Raw genomic sequence first — 13,254 nt, 5'->3', positions numbered from 1 at the left:
CGAGGACTAACGACTCGTGAAGCTGACCGGTACTAATAGGCCGATAACTTACACCACACACCACCCCCGCAAACCCGTTTCAAAAGGGGTTCGCACCCCGGGGTGGTAAAAAGAAACAAGACTGCTTGCGTCCACTATGTGGTTCCCAAACAACAAACCCGTCACACGGTTTCGTTGCAGGGAACACAACCACAACTAAATAACAACACCACTAATGTTGTAACCACAAAGTTTTCCCAACCCCCGCACMTGCCGGGGTCCGGGTAGAAGGGTTACGGCGGTCATAGCGTGGGGGAAACGCCCGGTCCCATTCCGAACCCGGAAGCTAAGACCCACAGCGCCGATGGTACTGCACCCGGGAGGGTGTGGGAGAGTAGGTCACCGCCGGACATAAATTAGAGCTCAGGCCCCGACAAGGAATGTCGGGGCCTGAGTCATTTAACGGCTAGTTCAGTGCTGCCCGGGGCCGCCCGGCCGCCGGGTAAAGTTGTTGACCATGGACAACCTCTTCAGCCACGCGTCCCCTGCGGACGAAGCATCCGAGCCCGTAGATGCCCTGGACGCCATCGTTCACACAGTGGTGGTGCCCGGACCGGTTTCCAAGGCATTCATCGGCTTCACGGAACACACCCACCTTTGGTGGCCGCTCGAGGATCACAGTGTGTTCGGCGCCGGCTCGTACGTCGAGTTCGAAGAGAACCTGGTCCTCGAAACGGCCGACGACGGCCGGACGGCTGTCTGGGGCTCCATAGACGACTGGCAGCCCCCGATGTCCTTTCATGCCAGCTGGCACCCCGGGACAACGGCATTGTGGTCCACGGAGCTACGGGTCGCGTTCAGGGCCGTGGATGGCGGGACTGAGCTCCGCCTCGTTCATGACGGCTGGGAGGGTGCCGAAGACCCGGGACGGACTCGCGCCGAGTACGATGCCGGCTGGCCGGGCGTCCTGGCCCGCTTCGTGCGCTTTATGGGCGGTGAAGTTGGCTAGGGTCCAACGCATGGTTGCGGGGGACTGGGAACGGCTGCGTGCCGTAAGGCTGGAGATGCTCGCCGATACCCCGGCTGCCTATGTGGAATCACTCGAGTCCGCGCAGGAGCAGACAGGGGGTCAATGGCGGAACCGGGCCGTCGCGATGACAGCCCCTGGCAGCGTGACTTTCGTCGCCGAAGAGATTCCTGAAGAGCTTTCCAAAGAGCTTCCCCAGGACACCCGCGGGGCCCGGGCCTTCTGCGGTCTGATGCGGGTGGTGGTCAAGAACCCACAGGAGGCCCACCGGCCCCTCACGGCCATGCTCATCAGTGTCTATGTGTCTGCCCCGCACCGTGGAACCGGCCTTGCGGATGAGCTGCTTCGCCGTTCGGTCAAGGCCGCGGCAGAGGAGCTGGGCGCCGGGCTGTTGCAGCTGGGCGTCCACGAGGACAATTCCCGCGCCGCGGGTTTCTATGCACGCCACGGTTTCCATGACACCGGGCGCCGGGAGGTATACCCGCTCGATACCAGCAAGAAGGAAATCATCATGGAGCGTGAGCTGGCACCGGCGGAGCGGGACGCTTAATCACGGGCAAAGTTGTTAGTGCGTCGGCCCGGTATCGCCAGGTGGCACGGAGGTACTGGACCTGACCACGAGGTTGGTGGGGAACTCCGTGTCGGTTGCGCCGCCGTCGGCAGCGTCCTCAAGCCCTGCCAGCAGGAGCCGCACTGCCAACGCCCCCTGGCCGCGCGCGTCCTGGTCGATGGTGGTCAGCCCGAACACCTCGCCAAGCTCATGGCCGTCGATGCCGATGACGGAAAGGTCGTAGGGGATCCGGAGGCCGAAATCGCGGGCCGCCAGGATCGTGCCGATGGCCATCTCGTCCGAAGCAGCGAACACAGCGGTGGGACGTTCGGACGTGCCGCCCAGCAGCCGCCTGGCACTCGCGTAGGCCCCCTGGACGGTGAAGTCCGCGGACACCTGCCATTCGGGCCGCACTGTCAGCCCTGCGGCCGCCATGGCCTTGTGATATCCACCCTGGCGCATACCCGGAAGCCGGAAGTCCTGCTCGAAGAAGGCATCTCCCGTCATATGCGCGATCTTGGAATGGCCCAGCCGGATCAGGTGGTTGGTGGCGGCCTCGGCTATGCCGGCGTCGTCTATCCGGATGGTGGAGGCGCCCGGCAAGGGACCGCCGATACCCACTATTGGCCGGTGGATGGCCAGCAGCTGTTGTATCTCGGCTGCAGTGAGCTCGAGCGAGACAGCGATGACCGCATCCACACGTTTCCGCAGCAGGAAGTCGTTCAACACGCTGTGCCTTCTGTCCGGGCCTTCGCTGACGTTGTAGAGCGTGAGGTCGTATCCGGCGTCGAGCAACGTGGCCGAGACGCCTTCCACCACCGCGGAGAAATACCATCGGTGGACGGAAGGCACCACCACACCCACGTTGTGGTTCCGGCCGGAAGCGAGACTGGAGGCGTGGTACGACAACACGAAACCGAGCTCAGCCGCGGCAGTCCGGGCACGTTCGCGGCTGCGTGCCGAGACGTTTCCCTTTCCGCTGAGTGCCCGCGACACCGTTGCGGTGGAAAGGCCCGCCCGCTTAGCGACGTCCTTGATGCCGGGCATATTTAGCTCTCCGTGTCCTCAACTGCGAATCCAGGCGACGGCAGGATCACCCAAATGGCAGGTTCAACCAGACCGTCTCACCTGAGCCTAGCTGATGGCCGTCGGCGTGCGTTTCCGCTGCCGCCAGCGAGCTGCGCAGCAGCACCACGCCCGGCGGGAGCTCCATGGCATCCCGTCCGACGTTCATGACCACAAGCGTGGTTCCGTTGAGGTAGGCCAGGGACGTATCGGTGCACCAGCTTTCCAGCCATGCCAAGGACCCCCGACCCAGGTCAAGCTCCCTGCGCATCGCCAGCATCCGGCGGTAGAGGTTCAAATGCGATGACGGCTGTTCCGCCTGGGCATCACGTGCCAGTTCACGGAAACTCTCCGGCTGCGGCAGCCACGGGGCCTGTCCGGACCCGAACCCTGCGTGCAGCTCGGCGGCACGCCACGGCAGGGGCACCCGGCACCCGTCACGGCCCAGCCGTTCGCCACCCGTGCGGGCAAACGTGGGGTCCTGCCGCTGGCTGTCCGGAATATCGATGCCGTCGGGAAGCCCCAGTTCCTCGCCCTGATAGAGGTAGGCCCCGCCGGGCAGCCCGAGCATGAACATCGATGCCGCCGCTGCCCGGGTCCTGCCCGCCACGAGGTCGGGCTGATGGTCAAAGATGCCGATCCCGTCGCCATCGCGCGGTGCGGCTCCGTCGTAGCCGAAGCGGGTAGCGTGGCGGACGACGTCGTGGTTGGAGAGAACCCAGGTGCTGGGCGCGCCGACGGCGTCCAGTGCCACCAGCGAATCCGTGATGACGCCGCGGAGGCGGCGAACATCCAGTCCAGCATGCAGATAGGGGAAATTGAACGCCTGGTGCATCTGGTCCGGCCGGACCCAGTCTGCCAAACGGGGCAGCGGATCCACGTTGGCTTCGGCACACAGGATACGGTCCGGACCGTACTCTGCGAGGATCCGGCGCCAGGCCCGGTAGATGTCGTGGAGGGCCGGCTGGCCGAACATCGGTGCCTCGTGGCCGGGATAGCCGTCCGAGCTGCCGCCGTCGGCCCGGCCGCCCCACTCCGGCAAACCGCGAGCCTTCACCAGGGCATGCGCAACGTCCACGCGGAAACCGGCGACGCCCCGGTCCAGCCAGAAGCGAAGCACGCGCTCGAATTCATCGTGGACCGCCTGGTTGTCCCAGTTGAAATCGGGCTGCGAGGCGTCGAAGAGGTGCAGATACCACTGTCCGGGCGCGCCGTCCGGCTCCGTGATGCGGGTCCAGGCCGGTCCGCCGAAGTGCGACTGCCAGTTGTTGGGCGGTTCTTCGCCACATGCGCCGCGGCCGTCCCGGAAGATGAACATGTCACGTTCCCGGCTGCCGGCCGGTGCGGCGAGGGCCTGCTGGAAGGCGGCGTGCTGGTCCGAGCAGTGATTGGGAACGAGGTCCACGATCACGCGGAGGCTCAGGCGGGTGGCTTCCGCCATCATGGCGTCGAAGTCGGCCAGGGTGCCAAACAGCGGATCGACATCGCAGTAGTCGCTGACGTCGTAGCCGGCATCCTTCTGCGGGGACCGGTAAAACGGCGATAGCCAGACAGCATCGACATCGAGCCGGGACAGCTGCGGCAGCTCGGCCGTGATTCCGGCGAGATCACCGATTCCGTCCCCGCTCAGGTCGCGGAAGGAACGCGGATAGACCTGGTAGATGACAGCGGACCGCCACCACCCCGGGACGTCATCGGCGGTGTGTACCAAGGTCAGTGGCCCGGCCGAGACGGCGGGGGCTTCGAGCATTGAGTCAACGGACATGCCGGTAATCGTAGAACGGATCTTCCCGGAACTGAAAACGCTTCCAATTGTGACGTAGGCCTCATTGCGCCACGTCTTCCCCGTTTCTGGATCTCGTGATTTTCGGCTACCGGGTTTGGCGTATAGGGACAATGCCCGGTCTTGGGTTGCTCCGACGGTAGCTCTTGCGTCACCCGTTACCGCCGAGTAATGTGGCTTTCCACTGCGACTCCGTTCGGCAACTTTGGAAGCGCTTGCAGAGGTGCGCTTTAGCGGCACTGCCAGCCGCCGCTGCGGGCATGCGGGGCCCCGCGGACTAGACTGAAGGCCCGATCGACGGACCTGGAGGCCGCATGGGCAACATTGTTGACGAGCTCAAAACCATCCTGGAGCCCGGCAAACTAGCCGTGGACGAACAGACCCTGGCCATCTACGCCATAGACCAGGCCCCGGTCCTTGACTACCAGCTGCCCTTGGCCGTGGTCTGGGCCGAAACGGTGGCGGACGTCCAGGCGGTGGTCGCAGCCTGCGCCAAGCACCACGTGCCCATTGTTGCCCGCGGGGCCGGGACGGGTGTCTCCGGCGGCGCCCATGCCAGCCCGGGATGCATCGTGCTGGGCCTTGAACGGATGAACCGCATTCTGGACCTGAACCCTGACGATGAGACCGCCGTCGTCGAACCCGGCGTGATCAACGCCGACCTCAACGACGCCGCGGCCGTCCACGGGCTGATGTACGCGCCGGATCCTGCCAGCTTCCGGACATCCACCATTGGCGGCAATGTTGCCACCAATGCCGGCGGGCTGCGCTGCGCCAAGTACGGCGTCACCCGCGATTCCGTGCTGGCCCTCGATATGGTGCTGGCCGACGGATCCCTGATCCACACGGGCCACCAGACGTTCAAGGGGGTTGCCGGCTACGACCTCACGGGCCTGTTCGTTGGCTCCGAAGGGACGCTCGGAATAGTGGTGGGGGCAACGGTGCGGCTAAAGTACCTGCCCCGCGACGTGCACACCATCGCCGCGTTCTACCCGGACTTCCGCAGCGCAGCGGCGGGCGTGCTGGCCGTCGGGAAGGCGCGCGTGCAGCCCGCCATCATGGAACTGCTCGACGGCGGATCGCTGCGTCAGCTCGACGAAATCCACGGCTCGGACCTGAGCGCCCGCGGGGCATCGCTCCTGCTGATCCAGACGGACGGTTTCGGAGCGGCCGCGGAAGCTGATGTGGTCCGCGATGTCCTTGCCGCCGGCGGAGCCACGGTGACCACGGAGGCCAGTGCCGAAGCCGAGCAGCTGGTGGAACTGCGGCGCAACAGCCGCGGTGTCGAAGTTGACGACGAATACCGGGTGGGGGAGGACGTGGCCGTGCCCCGCTCGCGGCTCGTGGACTACGTCGGCGAACTCGAAGCCATGGCCGTCGCCCAAGGCGTACAGCTCAAAGTCGTGGCCCACGCCGGCGACGGCAACCTGCACCCCACGTTCTGGGTGGACCGGCTGGACAACCAGGTGGACGCCGAAGCCATGCAGCGGCTGGGTGCCGCTCTGGACAAATCGATCACGGTGGCCCTGGCGATGGGCGGCACCATCACCGGCGAGCACGGGATCGGGCAGTACAAACTACGGTGGCTGGGCCTGGAACAGCCCCGACCCGTGCGTGAACTGCAGCACCGGATCAAGGAACTCTTCGATCCGGCCGGCATCCTGAACCCCGGGAAGGCCATCTAGGCCAGAAGCATCCAACTAGGTAGCAGCAGATGTCGTTATGAGCGCTCAAAACGACATTAACTGCTACCTAGTTGGGGGAATTAGTCGTCGGCGTCCGGGTATTCGTCGATGTCCTCGTCGCCGTACCGGGACTGCTCGGTCTCCACTTCCAGGATCTTGAGCAGCTCGGTGTCCGGGTTCAGCATGATTGCGGCCTCATCGCGGCGGTGCCGAAGGATGGAGTCGATGTAGGACTGCACTGCTTCGGCCAGCGGAATATGCCGTTCCTGCTTTTCGGACATGTACCAGCGGTGTTCCAGGACCTCGTGGACGGCTTCCGCCGGTTCGAGCTTGCCGGAAAGGTCGCGCGGAATCGAACGGACAATGGGCTCGAAGATCTGGCTGACCCAGAGGTGGGCGCTGTATTCCTCGTCCATTGTCGGGTTGTTGTCCGCCCGGAACGAGTCCATGTCGTTGAGCAGGCGGCGGGCCTGGTTTTCCTGGGCGTCCAGTCCTGTGAGCCGCAGCAGCCGGCGCTGGTGATGCCCCGCGTCCACCACTTTGGGCTGCAGCTGGATGGTGGAGCCGTTCTGGGTGGTCTTGATCGCGTATTCCTCGACGTCGAACCCCAGCTCGTTGAGCTTCCGGATCCGGGCGGCCACACGCCAGCGTTCCCCGATCTCGAACGACTCCTTCGCCGTGAGCTCTGTCCAGAGCCGCCGGTAGCTGTCCATGATGAGTTCGCTGGTGGCCACCGGGTCCACCTTCTCCTCGATCAGCCCGCCGTCCAGCAGGTCCATCAGCTCACCGGCGATGTTGACCCGGGCGATCTCGAGATCGTATTCGCGCTGGCCTGTGGACAGGTCCGGGTACAGCTCGCCCGTTTCAGCATCCACGAGGTACGCCGCAAACGCGCCGGCGTCGCGGCGGAAGAGGGTGTTGGAGAGCGAAACGTCTCCCCAGTAGAAGCCGATGAGGTGCAGCCGCACCATCAGCAGCGCCTGGGCGTCAATCAGGCGCGTGAGGGTGTCCTTGCGCAGCATCTGGGAGAAGAGCGCACGGTAGGGCATGGAGAACTTCAGGTGGCGGGTGACCAGCACCGGGTTCAGCGGCCTGCCGTCCGGCGTGGTGCGGCCGGTGATGACGGCCACGGGCTCAACGCAGGGCACGTCCAGGCGTGCCAGCTTGCGGAGCATGTGATACTCATGGCGGGCCACGTGCTCTGACGTTTCCTTGATGGCAATCACGGAGCCGCCGAGGTGGGCGAAGCGCACAATGTGGCGGGAAATACCGCGGGGGAGCGCGGCGAGGTTTTCAGCCGGCCAGTCCTCCAGGGCGATGTGCCACGGCAGGTCCAGGAGCTCCGGATCAGCCGCGGCGGCGGTGATGCTCAGGTTGCTGGAGACGTTGGAACTCTTGTCGTCGTTGGCGCTGGCCGCTTCAAACCGAGGCAGTTTGCCGATCTGGCCGTAGTCGGTGGGTTCGTCGTGCCATTGGGCGTTGCTTTCCTCGGTCATGTGCCAATTCTTCCGTACGTAGGGGCGGGGTGCCTAAACAAAGTCAGGAAAGCCGCGCTTAAACCACGACGGCGGCCCGTCCAGTAAGGAGGGCCGCCGTCGGTCAGTGCATTGAGGTGCCGATCAGGTGGTCGCAGCTGGTGCACCCACCCGATTCAGGCCCTGCAACCGGGAACTAGTCGCCGAGGCGCAGGCCGGTCTTGGTGTCGAACAGGTGAACGTGCCCGGACTGCGGGCGGACGTGGATGGACTCGCCCTTCATCGGGGGACGGCGGCCGTCGACGCGGGCCACAATGTCGTGGCTCTTGCCGTCCAGCGTGGTGTGGCCGTAGACGTAGGCGTCGGCACCGAGTTCTTCGACGACGTCTACCTCAACCTGGAGCCCTTCACCTGCAGCGACCTGCTCGAGGTCCTCGGGGCGTGAACCCAGGGTGACGGTGGCGCCGTGTGCTTCTTCGAGGATATTGCGGGGAACCGGGTAGACCGTTCCGCCGAACTGGACGCCGCCGTCGACGACCGGGAGTTCCAGCAGGTTCATGGCGGGGGATCCGATGAAGCCGGCGACGAAGACGTTCTTGGGCTTGTCGTAGAGGTTGCGCGGGGTGTCAACCTGCATCAGCAGGCCGTCCTTCAGCACAGCCACACGGTCACCCATGGTCATGGCCTCGACCTGGTCGTGGGTCACGTAGACGGTGGTGACGCCCAGACGGCGGGTCAGGGATGCGATCTGCGTACGGGTCTGGACACGGAGCTTGGCGTCCAAGTTGGAAAGCGGCTCATCCATGAGGAAGACCTGCGGGTTGCGCACGATGGCGCGGCCCATGGCAACACGCTGGCGCTGACCGCCGGAGAGTGCCTTCGGCTTGCGGTCCAGGTACGGCTCGAGGTCAAGAAGCTTTGCTGCTTCGCGGACACGCTCGGCGCGCTCTTCCTTGCTGACGCCGGCGATCTTCAGAGCGAAGCCCATGTTGTCTGCAACCGTCATGTGCGGGTACAGCGCGTAGTTCTGGAAGACCATGGCGATGTCGCGGTCCTTCGGCGGAACGTCGGTGACATCGCGGTCACCAATGAGGATGCGGCCTGCGTTGACGTCCTCAAGGCCTGCGAGCATGCGCAGCGAGGTGGACTTACCGCAACCGGAGGGTCCAACGAGGACCAGGAATTCGCCATCGGCGATGTCGATGTTGAGCTTATCGACGGCGGGCTTATCTGTGCCCGGGTACAGACGCGTAGCGTTATCAAAAGTAACTGTAGCCACAGTTATCAATCCCTTCACCGGCAGGTACGTGCCGGACGATCCGTTGTGAATGGTTCATATTTATTCAGTTGTCCACGGTTTTGCAGCCGTGTACTCCCCGGCCGAAGCCGAGGAGTATCGCGTGACGCCGCACGGTGTCTGTGCGCCACATCACAAACAGAGTATGTCAGATTTTATGCAATGTGGTGCAAATGTTACGGAGGTCACATGTGAGATCCGTAACGGTAGACGCCAACCTATGCGGAGCCGGAGACGGCCCGGGTCCGTTCCCTGAGCAGCGCTTCCAGCAGTTCGGCGATGTGCACCGGAGCCTCCACACGGAACTGCGCCTGGGTGAAGTCCAGCCCCACCTTCACGCCCACATCCCCCGGATAGAGCCGTCCGAGGGCGTCTTCATCGGTGGTGTCGTCGCCGGCGAAGACCACCGCCGTGGCGCCGGTCGCCTGGCGGAGGAAGGCCATGCCTTCGCCCTTGGAAGCGTGGACTACTGACGTCTCCAGGACGCGGTTTCCGTTCTTCAAGTAAACGTCGGGGCGGTCCTGCAGGACGGCCCGGGCGGCGGCGACGGCGTCTTCCGCAACGTCGTCGGCAGCCAGCCGGGTGTGGAGCACCACGCCCGCGGGTTTGTCCTCCAGCAACGTGCCCGGTGCCTGCTCCACGATCTCTTCAAGGATGCGGCGGACATCCGCCAGCAGCGTCAGTTGTTCCGGGTCCAGGGTGAGTTCGGACGAGCCCGGTCCAAGCCAGGCTTCTGCCCCGTGGCTGCCGATTAGCAGCGTCTCAGGCGGCGGCGAAGCGACCGCACGGAGGCTGGCGAGGGCCCGCCCCGAGATGAGTGCCGTCGTCGTGCGCGGGAGGCCGGCAAGGCCGGCAAAGGCGGCGGCGGACCGGGGGAGCGGGCGGGCGTCCGCCGCGTGGTCAACCAGCGGGGAGATGGTTCCGTCGAAATCCATCGCCACGAGCAGGTGCTCGGTGGCGGCAACGTCCTTGAGGGCTGCCAGGAGTTCCGGCTGAAGGGTGAGGGGCGTCTTGCCCGGAGCGGCATCAGGAGTCATCGCGGACCACTTTCTCTTTGAGCGCTGCCAGGAAGTCTGCCGACCAGAGATCGACGTCGTGATCCAGGATCTGCTTGCGCATGGAACGCATCCGCCGGGAAGCCTCGGCCGGCTGCATGTCCACGGCCTTCATGATGGTGTCCTTGAGGCCGTCGATGTCATGCGGGTTCATCAGGAGAGCCTGTTTGAGCTGGTCCGCGGCACCGGCGAATTCGCTCAGAACAAGGGCGCCGTCGTTGTTGGTGCGGGCGGTTACGTACTCCTTGGCCACCAGATTCATGCCGTCCCGCAGCGCAGTGACCAGCATGACGTCGGCCGCCAGGTAGAGGGCCACCATTTCGTCGATGGGATAGCTGTGATGCAGGTACCGCACCGCCGTGTTCTGCATGGTGTCGTAGGTGCCGTTGATGTGGCCCACGGTGCCTTCCACCTCTTCACGAAGGAGGCGGTACTGCTCCACCCGCTCCCGGCTGGGGCTCGCCACCTGGATCAGGGCCGCGTCCTCCACCGTGACCTTGCCGTCGGCCAGCAGCTCCTCATAGGCCTTGAGCCGGTGGCGGATGCCCTTGGTGTAATCGAGGCGGTCGACGCCGAGGAGGATGGTCTTGGGATTGCCAAGGTCCCGGCGGATCTGGTGGGCGCGCTCGATGATCTCGGGATTGCGGGCCAGCTCGCTGATCTGCTTGACGTCGATGGAGATGGGAAAAGCCTGCGCACGGGCGATGTGGGTGGTTCTGCCGTCCGGGCCCTTGACGTGCACCTGCTGCTGCTTGACGCTCGCACCCAGGAAGCGCCGGGCGGAACGCATGAAGTTGCCGGCATCGCTGCTGCGCTGGAAGCCCACCAGGTCCGCGCCCAGGAGTCCGTCAATTATGGCCTTGCGCCAGGGGAGCTGGGCGAAGATTTCCGGCGGGGGGAACGGGATGTGGTTGAAGAACCCGATCTTCAGGTCCGGGCGTGCTTCGCGGAGCATCTTTGGAACGAGCTGCAGCTGGTAGTCCTGGACCCAGACAGTGGCTCCGTGGTCGGCGTGCCGTACGACGGCGTCGGCGAACCGCCGGTTGACCTTCCGGTAGGAGTCCCACCACGTGCGGTGGAATTCCGGCGGCGCGATCACATCGTGGTACAGCGGCCAGAGAGTGGCGTTGGAGAAGCCCTCGTAGAACAGCTCGACGTCGTCGTTGCTCAGCTGCACCGGGACCAGGTCCATGCCGCCATGGCTGAAGGGCTCGACGGTTTCATCCGGGGCGCCGTGCCAGCCCACCCAGGCGCCGTCGGTCTTGGTCATCATCGGAGCCAGTGCGGTGACGAGGCCGCCCGGTGACCGGCGCCAGCCGTCCTCGCAGCCGCTGTCCTCGGGCGCGCAGCGGTCAACCGGCAGCCGGTTGGACACGACCATGAAGTCATAGAGTGCGGCTTCAGCGTGGCCGTCGCCCGGAGCGGGCTTCCCGTTAGCGGTTGCGTCGGGTTTTTCACGGTGCGTAGTGTGCATTGGTGCCCCTTGGGTTGCTATTAGCTCAACGTCAACCCTAGTCGGACGGAATCTTCCCTGCTATTCATCCGTTGGGCAGGCTGACGGAAACTTGAAAGCGCAAGCTCTCAGGTTTCTCCCCTAAACTGAAAAAGTTGCCACTGACGTGGTCCGCACCTGGCCGATCGACACGAGGAACTGATGAGCGCCGCAAACGAACCCCGCAAGTCCAAAGCAGAACGCACTGCCGAGGCCCGCGAGAAAGCCCGTGAGATCCGTGAGGCGCAGCTGAAGAAGGACAAGCGCAACAAGCTCCTCATCGGCTGGGGCATCGTGGTGGCCGTTGTGGCCATCCTCGCCATCGTTGCCCTGGTGGTCAGTTCCAACATCCGGAACAACGCTCCGGTCGCGGACGAAGGTCCCACGCCGGCCAACGGCAACATCCACGGTGGTGTGACGCTGCTGGCCAACTCCGAGGTTGCCAAGTCCGACCCGGCGACGGTCAACGCGAAGGACGTTCCGGCCAAACCGGAAACACCACCCGCCGAGGTAACGGCTCCCGGCGCCGAGGCCGAAGCGGGCAAGCCCGTGAAGGTGGTCGTCTACATCGACTTCATCTGCCCCGTCTGCAAGCGGTTCGAAACCACGTATAACGAGCAGCTGACCAGCCTCCGCAACGAAGGCAAGATCTCCCTGGAGTACAGGCCGCTCGGCTTCCTGGACCAGCAGTCCACCACCAACTACTCCTCCCGCGCGGCCAACGCCGCAGCCTGCGTGGTCAACGAATCGCCGGAAAAGTACTCCGACTTCCTGAACATGCTCTTCGACAAGCAGCCGGCCGAAGGCAGCGCGGGCCTGTCCGATGACGAGCTGAAGAAGATGGCCACCGACGTGGGTGCCAAGAGCATCGATTCCTGTGTGGAAGAGAAGAAGTACCGGCCATACGTCAAGGTGGTAACGCAGGAAGCTGCGGCCATCGGCGTGAGCGGTACTCCGACCGCCTTCGTGGACGGCAAGCAGTGGGGCAAGGGCGACTCCGCCAACACCGACCTGATCCCGTTCATCCAGGCCGCCATCGACGCCAAGGGCTAGCAGCAGCCTCGCCCGCGCAGCAGTTCAGCGGCCCGGTTCCGGAAGTATCCGGAACCGGGCCGCTGCCGTTTTTACCGCGGGGGCGTCCTTGGGCTAACCTTATCTAGCACCGCATCCAGCACCGCCCGGTGCGCCTGATCCTTCAGGCAGAAACAGGGCACGCCTCCTTAGCTCAGTTGGCCAGAGCACCGCTCTTGTAAAGCGGGGGTCGTCGGTTCGAATCCGACAGGGGGCTCTGCGCAACCCCTCCTTTCCGGCAAGTCCGCCTGGAACGGAGGGGTTTTTCATGCCCGGCGCTTTCGTCAAGTGCACCCCGGCCCTCGCCTACGAGTCGTCGTCTATCTTCCCGAGCAGGTCCTTGGCAGCCTTGGCGATTTCATCATGGTCATATTGCGCCGCGCGGCTTTCCAGGGAAACCACGGCACAACGGTGGACCTTCTTGAAATCGCCAAAAGGAAAACTCACGCTGCCCTTGGTACCTTCGGACTCGTCCGGGTCGAGGCCCAGATGCCACTTGGAGAACTCTGAGAAGCCGTGCTTTTCGATGAAGGCATTTTCCTGGTCAGCCGACGGTGCATGCTCGCTCCAGTCGTCCCGGGTGTCGCGGACAACTTTCCCGTCCTTCACGAGCCTGCGGGCGTGATCCAGGGCCTTCTTGTTGAGCTTCGTGGCCATGTCATACCTCCGGGATCTCGGATGTGTTGTCCCTCAAGGCTAAAACGGCCGATCACGGGCCGCCAGAGCCCCGGCCAACAGATGTAACGCCGCGGAGACTGCGGCGAAACGTGCCCAC

Annotated in this window: 11 protein-coding genes, 1 tRNA gene and 1 rRNA gene; 6 read left to right on the top strand and 7 right to left on the bottom strand. The window is 64.6% G+C overall.

All coding sequences use genetic code 11. The annotated features are described in order from the left end of the window. The first annotated feature begins 273 nt into the window (after nt 1-273). From rrf to AC1DRE_RS24570, 3 genes are all read left to right on the top strand, one after another. Nucleotides 274-390 (top strand): 5S ribosomal RNA (rrf, locus tag AC1DRE_RS24580). A 106-nt stretch (nt 391-496) separates the two neighbouring features. Next, on the top strand, nt 497-988 hold the full coding sequence (locus AC1DRE_RS24575; protein WP_476987082.1) for an SRPBCC domain-containing protein: 492 nt from the start codon (nt 497-499) through the stop codon (nt 986-988). 10 nt (nt 989-998) lie between these two features. Further along, entirely contained in the window at nt 999-1,556 is a 558-nt protein-coding gene (locus AC1DRE_RS24570) for a GNAT family N-acetyltransferase (protein ID WP_476987081.1), read from the top strand. Nucleotides 1,557-1,571: 15 nt separating this feature from the next. On the opposite strand, the gene AC1DRE_RS24565 is transcribed toward AC1DRE_RS24570, so the two are convergent. Both AC1DRE_RS24565 and AC1DRE_RS24560 read right to left on the bottom strand, forming a co-directional pair. Beyond that, the gene (locus tag AC1DRE_RS24565) at nt 1,572-2,603 is read right to left on the bottom strand and encodes a LacI family DNA-binding transcriptional regulator (RefSeq protein ID WP_476987080.1); all 1,032 of its coding nucleotides are present in this window, start codon (nt 2,601-2,603) and stop codon (nt 1,572-1,574) included. Nucleotides 2,604-2,649: 46 nt separating this feature from the next. Then, nucleotides 2,650-4,371, bottom strand: coding sequence for a glycoside hydrolase family 13 protein (locus tag AC1DRE_RS24560; protein ID WP_476987083.1), 1,722 nt, complete (start codon nt 4,369-4,371; stop codon nt 2,650-2,652). 347 nt (nt 4,372-4,718) lie between these two features. On the opposite strand from AC1DRE_RS24560, the gene AC1DRE_RS24555 reads away from it, so the two are divergent. Then, nucleotides 4,719-6,089, top strand: a complete 1,371-nt coding sequence (locus AC1DRE_RS24555) for an FAD-binding oxidoreductase (protein ID WP_476987079.1) — start codon at nt 4,719-4,721, stop codon at nt 6,087-6,089. Between the two features lie 80 nt (nt 6,090-6,169). On the opposite strand, the gene AC1DRE_RS24550 is transcribed toward AC1DRE_RS24555, so the two are convergent. The 4 genes from AC1DRE_RS24550 to AC1DRE_RS24535 all read right to left on the bottom strand — a co-directional run bounded on the left by AC1DRE_RS24550 (nt 6,170) and on the right by AC1DRE_RS24535 (nt 11,390). Further along, nucleotides 6,170-7,585: a DUF4032 domain-containing protein gene (locus AC1DRE_RS24550; protein ID WP_104176226.1), complete on the bottom strand. Its 1,416-nt coding sequence runs from the start codon at nt 7,583-7,585 to the stop codon at nt 6,170-6,172. A 175-nt stretch (nt 7,586-7,760) separates the two neighbouring features. Beyond that, nucleotides 7,761-8,843, bottom strand: coding sequence for an ABC transporter ATP-binding protein (locus AC1DRE_RS24545; protein ID WP_104176227.1), 1,083 nt, complete (start codon nt 8,841-8,843; stop codon nt 7,761-7,763). A gap of 236 nt (nt 8,844-9,079) precedes the next feature. Beyond that, entirely contained in the window at nt 9,080-9,898 is an 819-nt protein-coding gene (otsB, locus tag AC1DRE_RS24540; RefSeq protein WP_476987078.1) for a trehalose-phosphatase, read from the bottom strand. Beyond that, nucleotides 9,888-11,390, bottom strand: a complete 1,503-nt coding sequence (locus AC1DRE_RS24535; protein WP_476987077.1) for an alpha,alpha-trehalose-phosphate synthase (UDP-forming) — start codon at nt 11,388-11,390, stop codon at nt 9,888-9,890. Before AC1DRE_RS24535 ends, otsB begins: the two co-directional genes overlap by 11 nt. Nucleotides 11,391-11,570: 180 nt before the next feature. Here AC1DRE_RS24535 and AC1DRE_RS24530 point away from each other — a divergent pair, with 180 nt between their 5' ends. Both AC1DRE_RS24530 and AC1DRE_RS24525 read left to right on the top strand, forming a co-directional pair. Beyond that, nucleotides 11,571-12,461, top strand: coding sequence for a DsbA family protein (locus AC1DRE_RS24530; RefSeq protein ID WP_476987076.1), 891 nt, complete (start codon nt 11,571-11,573; stop codon nt 12,459-12,461). Between the two features lie 161 nt (nt 12,462-12,622). Next, nucleotides 12,623-12,696 (top strand) — tRNA-Thr (locus AC1DRE_RS24525). A gap of 89 nt (nt 12,697-12,785) precedes the next feature. Here AC1DRE_RS24525 and AC1DRE_RS24520 read toward each other — a convergent pair. Next, nucleotides 12,786-13,136 (bottom strand): hypothetical protein, encoded by a 351-nt coding sequence (locus AC1DRE_RS24520; protein WP_476987075.1) that lies wholly within the window; start codon nt 13,134-13,136, stop codon nt 12,786-12,788. Nucleotides 13,137-13,254: the final 118 nt, after the last annotated feature.

The sequence above is a fragment of the Arthrobacter sp. P4_H3 genome, assembly GCF_056400885.1.
Note: the sequence above shows the minus strand (reverse complement) of the source record. Positions and strands in the feature narration are given on the sequence as shown.

Excerpts from the sequence above, each read along its gene's own strand:
- AC1DRE_RS24575 (WP_476987082.1), top strand. The coding sequence starts at position 497 with ATGGACAACCTCTTCAGCCACGCGTCCCCTGCGGACGAAGCATCCGAG.
- AC1DRE_RS24570 (WP_476987081.1), top strand. The coding sequence starts at position 999 with ATGGTTGCGGGGGACTGGGAACGGCTGCGTGCCGTAAGGCTGGAGATG.
- AC1DRE_RS24565 (WP_476987080.1), bottom strand. The coding sequence starts at position 2,603 with ATGCCCGGCATCAAGGACGTCGCTAAGCGGGCGGGCCTTTCCACCGCA.
- AC1DRE_RS24560 (WP_476987083.1), bottom strand. The coding sequence starts at position 4,371 with ATGCTCGAAGCCCCCGCCGTCTCGGCCGGGCCACTGACCTTGGTACAC.
- AC1DRE_RS24555 (WP_476987079.1), top strand. The coding sequence starts at position 4,719 with ATGGGCAACATTGTTGACGAGCTCAAAACCATCCTGGAGCCCGGCAAA.
- AC1DRE_RS24550 (WP_104176226.1), bottom strand. The coding sequence starts at position 7,585 with ATGACCGAGGAAAGCAACGCCCAATGGCACGACGAACCCACCGACTAC.
- otsB (WP_476987078.1), bottom strand. The coding sequence starts at position 9,898 with ATGACTCCTGATGCCGCTCCGGGCAAGACGCCCCTCACCCTTCAGCCG.
- AC1DRE_RS24535 (WP_476987077.1), bottom strand. The coding sequence starts at position 11,390 with ATGCACACTACGCACCGTGAAAAACCCGACGCAACCGCTAACGGGAAG.
- AC1DRE_RS24530 (WP_476987076.1), top strand. The coding sequence starts at position 11,571 with ATGAGCGCCGCAAACGAACCCCGCAAGTCCAAAGCAGAACGCACTGCC.
- AC1DRE_RS24520 (WP_476987075.1), bottom strand. The coding sequence starts at position 13,136 with ATGGCCACGAAGCTCAACAAGAAGGCCCTGGATCACGCCCGCAGGCTC.